We start from the raw sequence: 17,436 nt of genomic DNA on the forward strand, positions 1-17,436 counted from the left end.
GACGGGACTTGAACCCGTGACCGACGGATTATGAGTCCGCTGCTCTAACCAGCTGAGCTACCGCCCCGAGTCGCTCCCGAGAGCTACGGTGCCGGCTCGTCGAGGGTGACGTCGGTCGCCGGATCGGCGACGCGCTCCCCACGATACAGGCTCTCAAAGGTCGTGAGCGTGCGCTGAATGTCGTGGGGTTCGATGAGCTTCAGGCTGGCCTTCTTGAGCCGCAGTGTCTGCTCCCACGGCATCCGCAGCACGGTCTCGAGCTTCTGCGCCAGATCGTCGACGTCGCCCGGTCGGAAGAGGAAGCCGTTCTCTCCGTCGTGCACGAGGTGTGGGAGCGCCATGGCGTCGGCCGCGACGACCGGCAGTCCCGACGCCATCGCCTCCATCGTGGCGATGCTCTGCAGCTCGGCGATGGACGGCATTGCAAACACGGATGCCCGGGTCAGGGTCGAACGCAGCTCCTCGTCGCTGACATATCCCGTGAAGTTCACATTGGACCGGATGCCGAGGGAGACCGCCAGCTGCTTGAGCTGATTCATCTGGTCGCCACCGCCGACGATGTCCAGCTTGACGTCGAGGGTCGGGTCGAGCTTCGCGACGGCCTTCAGCAGCACATCGATGTGCTTCTCGCCCGTGACCCGGCCGACGAAGACGATGCGGTGTTCTTTGGGTTCCTCGAAGCTCGCGGCGTAGCGGCTCGCGTCGATCCCGCAGGAGATCGCGTGGACACCCTTCAGTTTGGTCTCGCTCTCGAGAAACGCGGCTGCCTTGCGGGTGGGGGTCGTGACGGCCTCGCAGAGCGCGAAGGTCTTCGAGGCATCCGCCCAGGCCATCCGGATGGCACTCTTCTGCAGGAACTTGGGCAACAGCGTGTGCTCGATCATGTTCTCGGGCATGAAGTGGTTGGTGCCGATGACCCGGATGCCGCGTTTGGTCGCCTGCCGGGCGAGGCCCCGTCCGACGACGATATGCGACTGGATGTGCACGACATCGGGCTTGACAGCGTCGAGGATGCGGGCGGCATGCGCCTGCGACCGCCAGGGCAACACGAAGCGCAGCCAATCGTGGGGATACCACCGCCAGGAATAGACCCTGTGCACGCCGAAGCGGGCGCCCTCATGATCCTCCATGAAGTACCCGTGGCGCCTGCTGAAGGCGGGAGCCTCGACCACGACCTCGTGGCCCCGCTCCGTGAGACCGGCCGCAAGTCGGGAGGCGAAGTTCGCCGCACCGTTGACGTCGGGTGGGAAGGTATCGCAGCCGATGAGTACGCGCAGCGGAGACGAGGGCGCCTGTGCCGTCGATTCGGGTGCAGCGGAGGGTTCTTGCACGCTGATGGGTTCCTTTGGGATGGGTCTCCCCGGCTGCCGGGGCGCGAGCCGGGTCAGGCTGGAAGCTCGAACAAACCTACCGCAGAGTCGGCCTCCGACATCGTCAGGCGCGCGACTGTGGATGATGTCGCGCCAGCATGAACACCCCTCGCACGGCGAGGGCGCCCGCCCCCAGGAAGACGAGGTAGGCGCTCCAGTGAGCGCCGCTCGCCTCCCCCAGCACGGCGATGCCGATCGTGACGGCAACAATGGGGTCGACGACCGTAAGTCCCGCGATAACGAGGTCGGGCGGACCAGACGAGTAGGCATTCTGCACGAACACGCCCCCGAGGACGGTTGCGATGAGAAGCCCGAGTAGGCAGGTGAGGGTGAGCCACTCGAAATCGCCCGTCTTGATCCTGTCGATCACGACCTTCGCGAGCGTTGCGACGAATCCGTAGAGGATGCCCGCCCCGAGGATGTACATGATGGCTTTGAACTTGGCCCGGTAGATGCCCCAAATCACCGCGCTGACCAGCGTCACTCCCCCGAGGATTCCGAGAATGGTGATGACCTGCCCATCGCTCACGGGGTGTGACCGCGTCGTGAATGAAGCGACCCCGACGAAGAGAGCGACCCCGACGACGCAGTAGACGATGGCACGGATGCTGACGGCATCGAGGGTTACGCGGGAGACCCGGGCGTTGACCACCGCCGTGATGACGAGCGCGACAGCACCGAGCGGCTGGACGAGAGTGATGGGTGCGAGATACAGGGCAGTCAGCTGCAGGACGACGGCGAGCCCGAGCATGGCCGTGCCGATGAGCCAGGAAGGCCGACGCGCGAGAAGGGCAAGCTGTTTGAGACTCAGCCCTGCCGTCGTAGCGAGGGGTTCCATCGCCTCAACGCCTGCGAGCGGTTCCGCGCGCTCCTGTGCCGCCCGTAGCGCCCTCGCCTCGACCTTGCCGACGCCGCGGTGTTGCAGCTGTGCGCCGACCGCCAGAAAGACGGCCCCCAGCAGGGCGACCGGGATGCCCAGGTACTGCAGCGGTGTCAGGGTTTCCACCGCGAGGATCGTCAGGTCTGGCAGCACGCAATGACCCTACCGGCTGACCCCACGATATTCTTGGCGAATGGCCGTGCTTCCGATTGTCATCACGGGTGAACCCGTGCTCCACACTCCGGCGGCGCCGGTCACCACGATCGACGACGATCTCCGCTCGCTCGTCGATGACATGTTCGAAACCATGGAGGCCGCGCCGGGGGTGGGCCTCGCTGCACCCCAGGTGGGGGTGGGCCTCCGCGTGTTCGTCTACGGCTGGATCGATGACGACGATGTGGAGCATCGCGGCGTCGCCATCAACCCCGAGCTCTGGCTGAGCCCACTCTCGACCGCACCGCTGCACGAGATGGCCGAGTCGGAGGGCTGCCTCTCAGTGCCCGGAGAGCGCTACCCGCTGCGGCGCGCGCACCGGGTCATCCTTCGAGCGACGGACCTGGAGGGCGAACCCTATGAGGTCGCAGCCGAGGGGTGGCTTGCGCGCATCTTCCAGCACGAGTACGACCACCTCGACGGTGTGCTCTACGTCGATCGCCTCGACCACACGAACGCCAAGACGGCGGCGAAGGCCGTGAAGCGAGCGGGCTGGGGCACACCGGGCCTCTCGTGGATGCCCGGGGTCGACGACCTCGAGGGCTGACGCCGATCAGCCCCCGAGTGCGCGGATGAGGGCCGCAGTCGCGGCCGCCGCAATGATGACGACGATGAAGGGAACGCGGAGGGCGAAGAGCGCAGCCGCGACGAGCAACGCGGGCACGCGGGCATCCAGCACAACGTCCTGACCGTCAGCGAGCGTCTGGGTCGCCACGAGAGCTGCGAGGAGCGCGACGGTGAGCAGACCGGCCACCCGCGACGGCCGCTCCCGCTCCATGACCTCCGCGGGCACGAGATAGCCCGTGATCTTGACGGCGAGGCCGGCGACGGATGCGATGATGATGATCGCCCAGATGCTCATCGCGCGCCTCGCCTCGTGCCGCCTCGTCCCCAGTTGGTAAGGCCTACGACGACCGCGACTACGGCGGCCGCAAGCACGGGCAGACCCGGCGCGACCCAGGGTGTGAGGGCCGTCGCGACGACAGCGGCGGCCACCGCCACCGCAACGGGCTGGAGCGAACTCAGGCGCGGCCAGAGAAGACCCAGGAATGCGGCCGCGGCCGCAGCATCCAATCCGTAGCGGCTGACGTCGCCCAAGAGGTCACCGAGGAGCGCCCCCGCGAGCGTTGTGAGGTTCCAGCCCACGAACACCAGGATGCCCGTGAGCCAGAAGCCGCGGCGCTGCTCCTCTGGGGTCCCCTGCGCCGTACCGACCGCCGTGCTCTCGTCGATCGTGAGATGGGCGGCGGCGAGACGGCGCAGGATGCCAGGGCCAACGATGGGCCCCATTCGCATGGCGTAGATCGCGTTGCGGCTGCCCAGGAGGGTCGCGCCGGCGATGGCAGCGGGACCCGCTGCAGCACCACCCGACGCGAGCACGCCGACAAGGGCGAACTGCGAGCCGCCCGAGAACATCACGAGGCTCAGCACACACGCCTGCCAGACGTCGAGACCCGCCGCAACCGCGAGGGCGCCGAACGAGACCCCGTAGGCCGACACCGCTGCGGCGACGCTCACCGCCATCCTCGTGACAGGCTCGCGCCTGGGCTCCGCGACCGAGTTCACGTCAGGAGTTGTGTGCAGCGCCCTGCACGCCCTTCGCATGGCGGAGGCGCGGGAACGCCGCGGAGACCGAGAAGCCGACCCCCGGCACGCGGTACGCGTTGAAAACGCCGCCGAAGAGCTCCGTGCGCTCGCGCATCTCCGTTATGCCCGGGCCCGTGGGGGTGTCCGTCAGCGCCGCCGCATCGTCCGCAACCGAGTAACCGGCCTCCCGAGCCTCGGCGGGAACCTCGCCCCCGCGCCGCGAGACAGCCCGCACACCGTCGTCGTCGACCAGCACGCTCAGCCCGTCCTCGGACCAGCGGAAGGTGACCCGCACTTCGGTGCCCTCACCACCATGCTTGAGCGCATTCGAGAGCGACTCCTGCAGGATACGCAGCACCGCGACCTCGGCGCCGTGCGCGAGGTCGAAGCGATCACCGAACTCCTCGAAACGGATGTCAAGACCCGCCTCCCGCATGACGCGCAAGAGTTCGCGCATCGTCTTGATGCCCGGCTGCCGCACGACATCCGTCTGCCCTTGGCGCACGATGGCCATGATTCGGCGGAGTTCCGCGAGCGTCGAGCGGGCCGTATCAGCGATCTTCACGGCCGCGCGCCCCGCTGCGGCGGGCTCCGTCTCCTCCGTGTAGCGGGCACCGTCTGCCTGCGCGACGATCGACGACACCGAGTGCAGGGCGACCTCGTGCAGCTCACCCACCATCCGGAACCGCGCGGCTTGCTCCGCGAGGGTCATCTCGAGCTCGAGAATGTCACGCTCCGCCTCGGCGACGCGGTGGCGGAGCGTGCGTCGGGCAGCGAGCCCGAGCATCCACAGCACCGCGACGACGAGGAGGACCAGGACGCCGACCGCCGCGAGGGCCAGAACGAGATTGGGGATGCTCGTGTCAGCGGCGAACCACGACTGCATGAACACACTCCCCGGAACAACCTCGGTCGTGCGGACGAAACCGCAGGCGAATGCCCACGGGACGCCCATCATAACGTCAGCCGTGCAAAACTCACTATGGCTCCCCGACTTGGACTCGAACCAAGAACCTGCCGGTTAACAGCCGGCTGCTCTGCCAATTGAGCTATCGAGGATCGCTGAAACAGCGTGCCTACTTTACCAAGGAATCCGCTGGCACCAAATTGACCAGTGCTCAGTACGCGCTTGCTGCGGGCAGCAGGAAGGTCGGGGTCGGCACATTGGCACTCGTGAGGAACTCGGGCATGCCCGTGTCTGCATCGAGCGCGAAGACCGCGACCGAGCCCGAGCGCTGGTTGGAGACGAAGAGCGCGTCGCCAACGAGCGCGAGATGGCGCGGCCAATCACCCTCACAGGAGACCGTGCCCACGGGCGCAAGCGACGCGGCATCCGCGACGGCGATGCGGTTCGACCCCCTCAGACCGGCGTACAAGAAACGTGCATCGCGGCCGGCGACGAGGCCCGAAGCCTGGTCGCCCTCCGCACCCTCCGCGATCTGGCCGGAAGCGACGAGCTCGAGCCCTGCCTCATCCATCCCGAGCTCACACAGGGCTCCGCCGAACTCGCCGAGCAGCACCATCCGTTCACGCAACGCGAGGAGGTCCCGCGGTCCTGTACCGGGCGGCACGGAGAGGGAAGACACCGGCGAGAGCACGCCGGAGGAAAGCGAGAGCAGGTGCACCAGATCGGCACCCAGATCCGCGCTCACCACCCACGGCGCACGCGAGCCTCGGGTGACCACCGCGGTGCTATGAGCGTGCGGCCCATCCTGCTCGTCCCGCGGCCCCGAGCCCGCACCCTGGAAGGAAGACGCGAGGTTATGCGCTGCTCCGTCAGCCCCGCATTCGACGAGATCGATAGAGCCGGAGCCGTAGTTGGCGACCAGAAGCGCCCGAGCCTCCGAGCCGTCGAGAAAGCGCACGTGGCAGGGGTTCGGCCCACTCGTGGGGACGGCGCCGCCACCCCCCAGGGGCACGAGCCCCCCGTCGGGCGACGCGGCGAAGGTGCGGACGTGCCCCGTCTCCTCATCGACCGCCGCGACGACGCCGCGGTCATATGCGAGGAACGATGGCGAGGGCATCCGTGCCACGGTCCCCTCGAAGGAGAGCGAAGCGCCATCCCAACGCAGGAGCCCGATGCCCTCGGCGGCGCCGCCCATGCCGGACGAGTACCCGCCCGCCCAGAGCAGCAGGTCAGGAGAGCGCACCATGAGCTCGGAAACCCTCCCGCACGGCGGCCAGAGAACGAAGGTACGGATGCCGCGGCTGAGCGAGCACCTCGTCCATTGCACCGAGACCAATCAGCAAGCCATGGTCGAGCACCGCGAGGCGATTCGACAGCGCCGAGACGACCTCCAGATCGCTGCTCACCACCATGGCCGCGAAACCGCGCTGCTCCTGCAACTCCCGCAACAGGTCGATCACGCCGTCGCGCACGGTCGCATCGATACCGCGCGTCGGCTCGTCGGCGACCAGGAACGTCGGCTCCAAGATGAGCGCCCGCGCGAGCGCGACCCGCTGCCGCTGACCGCTGCTCAGCTCAAATGGATAGCGCTCGACCGCGCTGAGAGGCAAGCGCACGGCGTCAATGAGGGTCGCGACAGCATCCGCCGCCTCACGCTCGGGGAAGCGACGATCGCGCTGGAAGATCGGCTCCGCCACGTTCTCGCCCACCGTCAGCTGCGGGTTCAGCCGCAGCGCCGCATCCTGTGCGAGGAAACCCGTCACAAGCGTCAAACGGTCCCGAGTTCTGCGGCCCAGCGAGCGCATGTCGCAGCCATAGACATGCAGGGAGCCGCCGCAGATCTCCGGCACCGCCTCCCCCGGCGCGAACCTGTCCGCCATGGCAGCAACAGTCAGAGCCAGCGTCGACTTGCCGGAGCCCGCCTCCCCTACAACGCCCAGAACGTCACCCGGCAGGATGTCGAAGCTCACCCCGTCGACGGCGAGATGGTAGGAGAGCGCATCGCGCGAGCGGTAGTGGATCGAGAGGTCGCGCGCCTCGACCACCACATCGTCGTCCCACCGTGCCATCTCGCCCCTTACTCCCGCGCCTCCCTCGAGACTAGTCCTCTCGCAGCGCCCGACGTTCCTGCTCGACCGAGACGAGCGCGCGCTGGAGCTGCGTGTAGCGCTCGGCCTCCGCCGCGGCATCCGTGCGCTGCAGGCGGCCCAGGAGCTCCGCCTTCTGCCGCAAGAGATCGCGATCCACGATCGAGGTGGCAATGCCCCTGCAGTAGACACCGAGGTCGCGATCGCTCTTCTCAGGCAACGGCGCGATCGCAAGTTCTGAGATGAGGCGGCGGAACGGCGCCGGAGCCTCCTCGAGCACACGCTCCAACCAGACCGGGGTGCCGAAAGCGTCGTCACGCTCGACCGATGCGAGGGCCGCCGCGACGGCATCGCGCACGACCGACAGTGACGCCGCAGCGAAAGCAGCCTGACTCACCCGGACGGCGAGATCGCGCCCCACCCGCTCCGGCGCCTGCAGGACCGCCATGAGGGCGTCGCGCTCCAAGCGGGTGGCCGGATCCGCCGGCAGCTGAGCAATCGTCGGCCCCGCCTCCTCTCGCGCCGGCTCATCCCCATGCACCTCCGGGTTCGCAGTACTACGCGTCTCCTCTCGGCGCGGGTCAGAGTCCGCGCGACGCTGGGCCCCCGACACGGCACGGCCCACCTCGGTCGGATCCATGCCCAACCAGCCCGCCAGGTTCCGCACGTAGCCCGTACCGAGCGCGCGATCGCGAATGCCCGCCACGATGGGGGCCGCCGCTCGCAGCGCCGCGACCCGCCCCTCGACCGTGTCGAGGTCGAAGCGCGCCAGGGTGCGGCGGAGCATGAACTCGAACATCGGCTTCTTGCCGGCCACGAGCATCCGCACGGCGTCGTCGCCGCGTGCGAGCCGCAGGTCACAGGGGTCCAGCCCCTCTGGGGCCACCGCGACGAAGGTCTGCGCCGCGAAGCGCTGCTCCTCCGCGAACGCACGGCTCGCCGCCTTCTGCCCCGCCTCATCGGGGTCGAAGGTGAAGACGACCTCGCCGAGTCCCGTCGAATCGGACGTGTCGAAGTCCCCCAGCACCCGGCGCACCACCTTGATGTGCTCCACGCCGAACGCCGTGCCACAGGTCGCCACGGCCGTCGTGACGCCCGCGAGATGGCAGGCCATGACATCCGTGTACCCCTCGACCACAACGACCTGCTTGCCGCGGGAAATGTCCCGCTTCGCCAGGTCGAGCCCGTAGAGCACCTGCGACTTGTGGTAGATCGGCGTCTCGGGGGTGTTGAGATACTTCGGCCCCTGGTCGTCATCGAAGAGCTTCCTCGCACCGAAGCCGAGGGTCTGCCCCGTGACATCCCGGATCGGCCAGACAAGGCGGCCTCGGAAGCGATCGTAGGTGTTGCCCCGGTCGTTCTTGCTGACGAGGCCGGAGGTCACGAGCTCGAGCTCCGTGAAGCCGAGGCCCACCAGATGCGTGCCGAGAGCATCGAAGCTCTTGGGCGCGAAGCCCACCCCGAAACGCTCCGCCGCCGCCCGGTCGAAGCCGCGTTCGCCGAGGAAACGACGCGCCGGCTCCGCCTCGGGCGACACCAACTGTGCCGCGAAGAACTCCGCCGCCGCCGTGTTCGCCGCAATCAGGCGCGCTCGATTGCCATAGTCACGGGACGCGGCACCGCCATCCTCGTAATGGAGCTCCACGCCGACGCGCGCCGCCATGCGCTCCACCGCCTCCGAGAAGGAGACGTGATCCATGCGCTGGAGGAAGGTGAAGACATCGCCGTCCTCACCACAGCCGAAGCAGTGGTAACGGCCCACCTGGGGGCGCACATGAAAGCTGGGGCTGCGCTCGTCATGGAAGGGGCACAGGCCCTTGAGAGAGCCGACGCCAGCACCCTTGAGAGTCACATACTCGCCCACGACATCCGCGATGTTGACCCTCGCCCGCACCTCATCGATGTCGTTGCGTCGAATGAGGCCGGCCATGCCGCAATCCTACTGAGAGCCTCGGATGCTGCGGCTCTCGACCACCTTGCTGTGGCGTGAGCGCGGGCATACGGTGACGCCATGGCGGATGTGGAACGTCCCGGCGCGCAGGAGTGGGTCCCCGACGGCGCAGGTCTTGAGGAGCTGCGCTCGGCCTCCGCCGAGTGCCGCGGCTGCGAGCTCTGGAAAGACGCCGAGCAGGTGGTCTTCTCTGCCGGGCAGCGCGGTGCCCGCATCATGCTCGTCGGCGAGCAGCCGGGCGACCAGGAGGACCGCACGGGGGAACCCTTCATCGGGCCCGCGGGGCGCGTGCTCGACGATGCCCTCGCCGATGCGGGGATCCCGCGCGGCGAGGCATACGTCACCAACGCCGTCAAGCACTTCAGACACCACGTGCGCGGCAAACGGCGGATCCACGACAAGCCCGGCGTCGCCCACATCGAAGCCTGCCACCCGTGGCTTGATGCCGAGATGCGGGTCATCTCCCCCGCCGTCGTCGTCGCGCTCGGAGCCACCGCCGGCCGTGCGCTCCTCGGGCGGCCCGTTCGGATCACGGCGGAGCGCGGCGCGCTGACGGAAGGACCTCAGGGCGCGCGTGTGCTCATCACGACGCATCCGTCTGCCCTGCTCCGGCTCCGAGGTCGCGAAGGCTGGGACGAAGCCTACGACAGGCTCGTCGCCGACCTGGAAATCGCGCGGGACGCCGCCAGGGCCTAGACGACGAGGCGGTCGTGCCAGCTCATCGCCGACTGGTCCGTCAAGCTCGCGACCTGGTCGACGACCACGCGGCGGCGCGCCGCGTCATCCGGCGCCGCCTCCCAATCTGCGGCGAAACCCGGGTCAAGCTCCGAGGGGCCGGCTGCAAAGAGCGCATCAGCGACGCTCGTGAGAATCTCCCGCTGCTGCGCGTAGATCGGCTGCCGCGTGTTCCGCGACATCACGAAGGCCGCGACGATTCCCTTCAGCACCGCGATCTCGGCGCGGATCTCGCGCGGCACCACGACATCCGCACCGAAGCGGATCAAACTCGCCTGCGGGAACGCGTCATGCGTCGCCTGCACGGCACCACCCGCGAACCGACCGATCAGCTGGCTCGTGAGGTTCTTGAGACGACTCTGTGCCAGCCGACTGCCATCCCACGCATCGATCCAGACGTCCAGGCTGTCAAGCCGGTCGAATGCCTCGATGAGCTCATCGTGACTCAGCTCACCGCCGATCCACTCGAACATGGAATCGACAAGCTCATCGTGGTCGACACGAGCGCCCAAAGCACGCACATCGATGTACCCGCTGAAGATCGCATCCTCGAAATCGTGGACCGAATAGGCGATGTCGTCGGAGAGGTCCATGACCTGCGCCTCGATACAGAGGCGACCGTCCGGGGCGCCCGCCCGCAGCCACTCGAACGCCGCGACATCATCCTTGTAGAAACCGAACTTGGCGCGACCGCTTGGATCCGCGACCGAGCGCGTGTCCGGCCACGGGTACTTGCAGCTCGCGTCGAGACTCGCGCGCGTCAGGTTGAGACCGTAGGCCCGGCCATCGTCGCCGAAAACCTTCGGCTCCAGGCGGGTCAGCAGTCGCAAGGTCTGTGCGTTCCCCTCAAAACCACCGAAATCCGCCGCCCACGCGTTCAGCGCGCGCTCGCCGTTGTGACCGAAGGGCGGATGCCCAAGATCATGCGCGAGGCACGCCGTATCGACGACATCCGGGTCCAGACCCAAAGCCGTTGCCAACTCGCGCCCCACCTGAGCCACCTCGAGCGAGTGAGTGAGCCGGTTTCGCGCGAAATCCGCGCCCTGCGTCGGGCTCAATACCTGCGTCTTCGCCGCCAGACGACGCAGCGCACTCGAATGCAGCAGCCGCGCGCGATCCCGTGCGAAATCGCTGCGCCGCGAATAGTGTTCCTCCGGCAGGAACCGTGCCGTGTCGTGCTCGCCATAGCCGTGCGCGGCGAGCCCGGAATCCATCAGCACCGACTCAACCCCCACTGGAATCCAGCTCGGCTCCCGCGACCTCGACCGCCGCTGCCTCATCCAGATCACGACTATCGAGCCACCCCTGTGGCAGCGCCGGCCGCTTGGGCGTGCCCGCACGACCACGCGGCCCCTCAGCGCCCGCCCCCGGGTATGGCATCTCCCAGTCAAGCTCGCCCAGCAGGTCGTCCAGATGCGCGAAACTCTCCACCGTGGTCAGCCGCGCCCGCATATCGCCGCCCACGGGATAGCCCTTGAAATACCAGGACATGTGCTTGCGGATGTCACGGCAGGCCCACTCCTCGCTTTCAAAGAACTCGGCGAGGAGCTCGGTGTGGCGCCGGACCGTGCGGGCGACCTCCCCCAGGCTCGGCTGTGCCACATCCCGCTGACCGTTGAACGCCGCCACGAGATCACCGAACAACCACGGGCGACCCAGGCAACCACGGCCGACGACCACCCCGTCGCATCCGGTCTGCTCGACCATGCGCACGGCGTCCTCGCCCGACCAGATGTCGCCGTTGCCCAGCACAGGCACGCTCGTCACCGTCTGCTTCAACTTCTCGATCGCCGACCAATCGGCGTGGCCGCTGTAGAACTCCGAGGCCGTGCGCGCATGCAAGGCAACCGCCGCAACGCCCGCGTCCTCTGCAATCCGCCCCGCCTCAAGATACGTCAAATGGTCAGAGTCGATGCCCTTGCGCATCTTGACCGTGAGCGGGATGTCACCCGCCGCCTTCACGGCCCCCGCGACGATGTCGCGGAAGAGACCCGTCTTCCACGGAAGCGCCGAACCCCCGCCCTTGCGCGTCACCTTCGGCACGGGGCATCCAAAATTCAGGTCGATGTGGTCGGCGCGATCCTCCGCCACCAGCATTGTGACCGCCTCCGACACCGTCTTCGGATCGACGCCATAGAGCTGGATGCTGCGAGGTGTCTCCGACTCGTGATGCTTGATGAGGCGCATGCTCGCAGGCGTGCGCTCCACCAGGGCGCGGCTCGTGATCATCTCGCTCACGTAGAGACCAGCACCGAACTCCCGGCACAGACGCCGGAACGCCGTATTCGTGATGCCCGCCATCGGCGCGAGCACAACCGGCACGGCAAGCTCAAGCGACCCGATGCGCAGCGGCGACGCCACGGCAGAAGCCGGGCGCGAAGCGGTAGCGTCGATCACAGTCACACACCGATTCTCCCAGAAAGCATCCGGCGCGCATGACAGCACTCACAGGAACCGCACGGGTCGCTGCCGCGGCAACAGAGCTCGGGCTCGACATCCAGCTCGTCGAAGGAGGGCCCGTCGCCAGCCTCGAGGAGGCCGCAGCATCCCTCGGCATCGAACCGTCTCACGTGATCAAGAGCCTCGTCGTCAAACGCAAAGACGGAGGCTTCCTCTTCGCGCTCGTGCCCGGTGACCGGCAGATCTCCTGGAGCAAACTCCGCACCGTCGTCGGCGTCAACAAACTCTCACTGCCCGACGCGCACACCGCCTACGAGGCCACCGGCTACGAGCGCGGCACCATCACACCCCTCGGCAGCAGCACCGCATGGCCCGTCTACGCTGACGAGCGAATGCGCGGCAGACGAGTCTCCCTCGGCGCCGGCGCGCACCACACCACCTTCTTCGTCGACGCCGACGAACTCCTGGCAGCCCTCGACGCCACCGTCGCCGACATCACGGAAGCGAACTAGTCCTCCCCTGCCTCCGGCGTCTCCGCCGCTTCCGGCGTAGGAACTGCGCAGGCGTCACCCTCGCACGTGACGGCGTCGGGCGCGCCGAGGAACGTGAGCTTCGAAGCATCCGTCGTCACGAACTCACCCGCTCCTCGCTGACCTGTCGCAACGCCTGGGCGAACGTCGCCGCCTCCTGAGCCCCCGAGATGCCATAGCGGCCGTCGATCACGAAAAACGGCACACCCTGGATGCCGTACGCTCGCGCCTGAGCCTGGTCGGCACTGACGGCATCGGCGAACTCCCCCGTCTCGAGCACGCGCAGCACCTCGTCCCCGTTCAGCCCAACCTCCGCCGCGAGATCGGCGAGCTGGGTGAGGTCACCGACGTGGGCACCCTCCTCGAAGTAGGCGCGCAGCAGCCGCTCCTTCATCTCGAGCTGCAGCCCCTGCGACTTCGCGAAGTGCAGGAGCTCGTGCGCCTTGAGCGTGTTCGTCTGCTTCATGGCGCCGAAGTCGTAGTTGAGGCCCACCTGCGCGGCAATCGCCGTGACATTCGCGAGCATCGCCTTCACCTGCTCCGGCGGCAGACCCTTGCGCGCGGACAGGTAATCGGCCGGCGTACCCACGAAGTCCGCGGGAGTATCGGGCGAGAGCTCGAAAGATCGGTACTCAACGTCCACCTCCCCGCCGAACTCAGCCGCGCCCGCCTCGAACTTGCGCTTGCCGATATAGCACCAGGGGCACTGGACGTCGGACCAAACCTCGACCTTGATGGGGTTGCTCATGCTCAGGGCAACCGAGGCCGCATTCTCGGCATTCCCGCCCGTCGCGGGGCGCGAGTGCGGCAACCGGGCCGGCCTCGGAAGCTCAAACCGGCTCCTGGCCCACGCGAAGCGACCCCAGACGCCCGTCTTCGGAAATTCAGGAGATGCCGCCTCGGCCCGGATGTCGACGCGCCGGCTCCCCCGCAAACTCGGGGACACAGGCGCACGCCGCCTGCTCACTTCCTGAATTTCCGGAGCGGCCATGTTTCAGTGCGGCCTCAACGGCGGCCAACGCTAACTCCCAGTCGTGGAACACCACCTGCGCCGGCAGCCTCAACGGGATCAGGTCAGCACGCATGATCTCGATGTCCTTCAGCCGATCCAAGAGGAAGCGATCCCAGTGGAACTCCTCACCATCGGTCTCGAGCCCCACCGCGCCGTCAATCACAAGGTCGACTCTTCGGTTGTTCTGCAGGCACACCTGCGTGATGACGTGGTGTCCGCGAAGACGGAGGCGGGTGCGGCTGAGGCTTTCGGGAAGACTCTCGCACGTCGCATCCACCCACTCGCGGATAAACCAGTAGCGCCGCGGGAGGGAGCGAAGAATGCGGTCGAGATCGTCGCTGTCGATGCGTCCAGTGTGCAGCGCCCAGTCCAGCGCCGCGACCGCCGTTTCGAGATCCTCGTCGAGAATCACCCGAGCGAGCGAGTCTCGGAGAGCCACCATTGTCGTCGAGCCACGGGATGCCACGTTGTCGCAGTCCCAATGGAGCTCGACGCCGAACTTCCGCTGCCTGGTCAACCGTGCACGTCGGTTGCGAGGCGAACGGAGCCGTGCCGCGTTGCCCGGAACGGAGATGTGCAAGGGACCGTGAGCCTCGAGCACCCAGCCTCCCTCGGCGCGAATCGCGGAGAGGCCAGTCAGCCTTCCGCCGCACCTCACGGCGAGGAAGCGCGGATCACCGACTGGCCGCGTTGAATACCACCCTTGACGGGCTCGAGACACCTCGCCCCTTCGGACCGCGAGCGTGAGGGCGTGGTCCGTCGCCCCTAGCGCGACGAGCTGTTGCTTTTGGGCGAAGCCGCCGAGGCTCTCCACCCACTGTGCGATAGACATGGCCCGATCCTGCGGAGCCTGCCGCCGCGCCTCCGCAGCCGCGCCCCCAGCGGTGGACACAGGGCCGCTGTACTCCCTGGGGAGGAGGCACGGCCCCGGCCCGCTTACGAAAATTCAGGAAAGCGCGGGGGCACGGGGTGCGGCTAGCCCGAATACAGGGGCGCAGGCGGCGCCCCGCGCCCGCAGTTTCCTGAATTTCCGAAGGGAGCAGGGAGCAGGGAGCGAATGGGGCGGCGGGCGGGCACCGCTCGACAAGACGGCAGTCGGGCACCGCTCGACGAGACGGCCGGCAGAGTACCGCTCGGGGGGTGGAGGGGGCGGCGGGCGAGCGCCGTTCGGGAAGGAGGGCGTCGCGGCGTTAGGCGCCGAGGAGACGCTCCGCGAGGTAGCCCTGCAGCCGGTCGAGCGAGATCCGCTCCTGCTGCATCGAGTCACGTTCGCGCACCGTCACCGCCTTGTCGTCGAGGGTGTCGAAGTCGACCGTGATGCAGAACGGCGTGCCGATCTCGTCCTGACGGCGGTAACGGCGACCGATGGCCCCCGCATCATCGAAGTCGATGTTCCAGTACTTGCGCAGGTCTGCCGCAAGCTCACGCGCGATGGGCGAGAGCTGCTCGTTGCGGGAGAGCGGAAGCACGGCCGCCTTGACGGGCGCGAGACGACGGTCCAGACGAAGCACGGTGCGCTTGTCCACGCCGCCCTTCGTATTAGGAGCCTCGTCCTCCGCATAGGCGTCGACGAGGAACGCCATAAGGGAGCGGGTAAGGCCTGCCGCCGGTTCGATGACGTAGGGCACCCAGCGCTCGTTCTTCGCCTGGTCGAAGTAGGACAGGTCGCTGCCGGAGTGCTTCGCGTGCGTCGAAAGGTCGAAGTCGGTGCGATTGGCGATGCCCTCGAGCTCGCCGAACTCGCTGCCCTGGAAGCCGAAGCGGTACTCGATGTCGACTGTGCGCTTCGAGTAGTGGGAGAGCTTCTCCTTCGGGTGCTCATAAAGGCGAAGGTTGTCGGGGTTGATGCCCAGGTCGACATACCAGCGGAAGCGCTCGTCGATCCAGTACTGGTGCCATTCCTCATCCGTGCCCGGCTCGACGAAGAACTCCATCTCCATCTGCTCGAACTCGCGGGTGCGGAAGATGAAGTTGCCCGGCGTGATCTCGTTGCGGAAGCTCTTGCCGATCTGCCCGATGCCGAACGGCGGCTTCTGGCGCGAGACGCCGAGCACGTTGGCGAAGTTCACGAAGATACCCTGTGCGGTCTCGGGGCGCAGGTAGTGCAGGCCAGCCTCGTCGTCGACCGGGCCGAGGTATGTCTTGAGCAGCCCAGAGAACTCTCGCGGCTCAGTCCACTGCCCCCGTGTGCCGCAGTTGGAACACGCGACCTCGGCGAGACCACCCTCGGGGGCACGCCCCTTCTTTTCCTCGAACTCTTCCTCGAGGTGATCGGCACGGAAGCGCTTGTGGCAGCTCAGGCATTCCACGAGCGGGTCGCTGAACACCTCGACGTGCCCGGACGCCTCCCACACCTTCTTGGGAAGGATGACAGAAGAGTCAAGCCCGACGACATCCTCGCGGCCGTTGACCATCGACTGCCACCACTGCTTCTTGATGTTCTCCTTGAGCGCGACGCCCAAGGGCCCGTAGTCCCACGCTGACCGCGATCCGCCGTAGATGTCACCGGCCTGGAAGACGAAGCCGCGACGCTTCGCGAGGTTGATGACAGGGTCGAGGGATGAGGCAGTGGCCACGAGGAACTCCAGGGGTCAGCCGGGCTGGATGCTCGGTCGATTGTGATGCGTAGGTTGTGCTGTGCGCGGCGCGCGACATCCAGCCTACTTGTCTCGCCGGGCTCGTTCCGCGCCTCAGAGCGCCAGCACTCGCGCGACCGCGTCGACGTCGCTCTCGTCATTCCACAGGTGGAATGCCGCCCGCAGTCGCCCGGCGCGCCCAGAAACCTTGATGCCTGCCTCGCTCAGCCGTGCGAGCGCATCCCCGTCGGAGTCAGGCCAGGTCACGATCGCCTGGTGCTGCTGCGGAATCTCGAGGGCGTCGCAGAGAAGGTCACCGAGACCGGAGGTGCGTGCCCACACCTCGGCGATGTCGATCCCGGCGAACATGCGCAGCGCCGGCTCCGCACCGGGCCAGCATGGCCAGGCGGGCGACACGTCGAAGCGTCGCGCACTCGCGGCCAGAGTCATCTGCGGCCCATAGATTGACTGCCAGATCTGTTCCCCCGCGTACCAGCCCGCGTGGAGCGGCGTGACCTGGTCGGCGAACTCCTCGGAGATCGTGAGGAAAGCGACGCCGCGCGGTGCGCACAGCCACTTGTATGCGTGGCAGACGGTCGCGTCGAAGTCTCGCCCATCGAACGGATGCACTCCCGCTGCCTGCGTGACGTCGCACACCGTCCGGCTCCCGTGGGCCGCCGCCGCTGCTCGGATCGCGGCGACATCCGCGACGCGGCCGTTGGAGGACTGGATCAGCGAGAAGGCGACCAGCCATGTGGCATCCGTGATGCTCGCGGCGAGCTCGTCGAGCGGGACCGAGCGAACCGTGATGTCGGGGCGCTGCAGGAACGGGTAGACGACAGAGGTGAAATCGCCCTCGATGCAGAGCACCTCGGCGCCGGGGGGCACGGCCCCGGCGAAGAGGCTCGCCATGACAGAGGTCTGCGAGCCGATCGCGACCCTCTCGACGGGAACGCGTGCGAGGCGTGCGAAGTGTCCGCGACTCGCTTCGACTGAGTCCTCGTAGCCCATGGGGTCGCGGTTTGCGGTGCGCCACGCCTCGAGGTCGGCGCGCATCGCCTCGACCGTCTCGGCCGTAGGGAGCCCGATGGAGGCCGCCGCCAAGTAGCCGCGGGCGGCAACCGGGTCGAAGTGCTCGATCGCCGCGGAGAGTGCGGCGCTGGGTTCGGGAAGGCTCGCCATGCCTCC

At 67.7% G+C, this 17,436-nt stretch carries 18 protein-coding genes and 1 tRNA gene; 3 read left to right on the forward strand and 16 right to left on the reverse strand.

Annotation, left to right across the window (positions count from 1 at the left end; all coding sequences use genetic code 11):
- Positions 1-83 precede the first annotated feature (83 nt).
- On the reverse strand, positions 84-1,331 hold the full coding sequence (locus OH146_RS02080) for a glycosyltransferase (RefSeq protein ID WP_265156898.1): 1,248 nt from the start codon (positions 1,329-1,331) through the stop codon (positions 84-86).
- 103 nt (positions 1,332-1,434) lie between these two features.
- Positions 1,435-2,403 (reverse strand): DMT family transporter, encoded by a 969-nt coding sequence (locus OH146_RS02085; RefSeq protein ID WP_308214934.1) that lies wholly within the window; start codon positions 2,401-2,403, stop codon positions 1,435-1,437.
- A 40-nt stretch (positions 2,404-2,443) separates the two neighbouring features.
- Between OH146_RS02085 and def the strand changes: the two genes are divergently transcribed.
- Positions 2,444-3,010, forward strand: a complete 567-nt coding sequence (gene def / locus OH146_RS02090) for a peptide deformylase (RefSeq protein ID WP_265156900.1) — start codon at positions 2,444-2,446, stop codon at positions 3,008-3,010.
- Between the two features lie 6 nt (positions 3,011-3,016).
- Here def and OH146_RS02095 read toward each other — a convergent pair whose 3' ends face one another.
- The 7 genes from OH146_RS02095 to dnaG all read right to left on the reverse strand — a co-directional run bounded on the left by OH146_RS02095 (position 3,017) and on the right by dnaG (position 8,974).
- The gene (locus tag OH146_RS02095) at positions 3,017-3,325 is read right to left on the reverse strand and encodes an AzlD domain-containing protein (RefSeq protein ID WP_265156902.1); all 309 of its coding nucleotides are present in this window, start codon (positions 3,323-3,325) and stop codon (positions 3,017-3,019) included.
- A complete protein-coding gene (locus OH146_RS02100; RefSeq protein WP_265156904.1) occupies positions 3,322-3,987 on the reverse strand; it encodes an AzlC family ABC transporter permease in 666 nt (221 codons plus the stop codon). The genes OH146_RS02095 and OH146_RS02100 overlap by 4 nt, the downstream gene beginning before the upstream one ends.
- Positions 3,988-4,030: 43 nt before the next feature.
- Positions 4,031-4,936 (reverse strand): sensor histidine kinase, encoded by a 906-nt coding sequence (locus OH146_RS02105; protein ID WP_265156906.1) that lies wholly within the window; start codon positions 4,934-4,936, stop codon positions 4,031-4,033.
- A gap of 97 nt (positions 4,937-5,033) precedes the next feature.
- Positions 5,034-5,109: transfer RNA gene (locus tag OH146_RS02110), tRNA-Asn, on the reverse strand.
- A gap of 59 nt (positions 5,110-5,168) precedes the next feature.
- Positions 5,169-6,203, reverse strand: coding sequence for a lactonase family protein (locus OH146_RS02115; RefSeq protein ID WP_265156908.1), 1,035 nt, complete (start codon positions 6,201-6,203; stop codon positions 5,169-5,171).
- Positions 6,187-7,026, reverse strand: a complete 840-nt coding sequence (locus tag OH146_RS02120; RefSeq protein ID WP_265156910.1) for an ATP-binding cassette domain-containing protein — start codon at positions 7,024-7,026, stop codon at positions 6,187-6,189. The genes OH146_RS02115 and OH146_RS02120 overlap by 17 nt, the downstream gene beginning before the upstream one ends.
- A 31-nt stretch (positions 7,027-7,057) precedes the next feature.
- On the reverse strand, positions 7,058-8,974 hold the full coding sequence (dnaG, locus tag OH146_RS02125; protein ID WP_265156912.1) for a DNA primase: 1,917 nt from the start codon (positions 8,972-8,974) through the stop codon (positions 7,058-7,060).
- A gap of 81 nt (positions 8,975-9,055) precedes the next feature.
- On the opposite strand from dnaG, the gene OH146_RS02130 reads away from it, so the two are divergent.
- Positions 9,056-9,691, forward strand: coding sequence for a UdgX family uracil-DNA binding protein (locus tag OH146_RS02130; protein WP_265156914.1), 636 nt, complete (start codon positions 9,056-9,058; stop codon positions 9,689-9,691).
- On the opposite strand, the gene OH146_RS02135 is transcribed toward OH146_RS02130, so the two are convergent.
- A complete protein-coding gene (locus OH146_RS02135; RefSeq protein WP_265156916.1) occupies positions 9,688-10,944 on the reverse strand; it encodes a deoxyguanosinetriphosphate triphosphohydrolase in 1,257 nt (418 codons plus the stop codon). The genes OH146_RS02130 and OH146_RS02135 overlap by 4 nt on opposite strands.
- Before the next feature lie 10 nt (positions 10,945-10,954).
- A complete protein-coding gene (dusB, locus tag OH146_RS02140; RefSeq protein ID WP_265156917.1) occupies positions 10,955-12,133 on the reverse strand; it encodes a tRNA dihydrouridine synthase DusB in 1,179 nt (392 codons plus the stop codon).
- A 32-nt stretch (positions 12,134-12,165) separates the two neighbouring features.
- On the opposite strand from dusB, the gene OH146_RS02145 reads away from it, so the two are divergent.
- Positions 12,166-12,642 (forward strand): aminoacyl-tRNA deacylase, encoded by a 477-nt coding sequence (locus OH146_RS02145; RefSeq protein WP_265156919.1) that lies wholly within the window; start codon positions 12,166-12,168, stop codon positions 12,640-12,642.
- Here OH146_RS02145 and OH146_RS02150 read toward each other — a convergent pair.
- The 5 genes from OH146_RS02150 to OH146_RS02170 form a co-directional block, all read right to left on the reverse strand.
- The gene (locus OH146_RS02150; protein ID WP_265156921.1) at positions 12,639-12,761 is read right to left on the reverse strand and encodes a hypothetical protein; all 123 of its coding nucleotides are present in this window, start codon (positions 12,759-12,761) and stop codon (positions 12,639-12,641) included. The genes OH146_RS02145 and OH146_RS02150 overlap by 4 nt on opposite strands.
- The gene (locus OH146_RS02155; protein WP_265156923.1) at positions 12,758-13,408 is read right to left on the reverse strand and encodes a DsbA family oxidoreductase; all 651 of its coding nucleotides are present in this window, start codon (positions 13,406-13,408) and stop codon (positions 12,758-12,760) included. The genes OH146_RS02150 and OH146_RS02155 overlap by 4 nt, the downstream gene beginning before the upstream one ends.
- A gap of 136 nt (positions 13,409-13,544) precedes the next feature.
- Positions 13,545-14,084, reverse strand: coding sequence for a hypothetical protein (locus OH146_RS02160; RefSeq protein ID WP_265156925.1), 540 nt, complete (start codon positions 14,082-14,084; stop codon positions 13,545-13,547).
- A gap of 778 nt (positions 14,085-14,862) precedes the next feature.
- On the reverse strand, positions 14,863-16,248 hold the full coding sequence (locus OH146_RS02165) for a glycine--tRNA ligase (protein ID WP_265156928.1): 1,386 nt from the start codon (positions 16,246-16,248) through the stop codon (positions 14,863-14,865).
- 114 nt (positions 16,249-16,362) lie between these two features.
- Positions 16,363-17,430 (reverse strand): aminotransferase class V-fold PLP-dependent enzyme, encoded by a 1,068-nt coding sequence (locus tag OH146_RS02170; RefSeq protein WP_265156930.1) that lies wholly within the window; start codon positions 17,428-17,430, stop codon positions 16,363-16,365.
- Between the last annotated feature and the right edge of the window lie 6 nt (positions 17,431-17,436).

The sequence above is a fragment of the Homoserinimonas sedimenticola genome (assembly GCF_026094475.1).
GTDB classification, from domain to species: Bacteria; Actinomycetota; Actinomycetes; order Actinomycetales; family Microbacteriaceae; genus Homoserinimonas; species Homoserinimonas sedimenticola.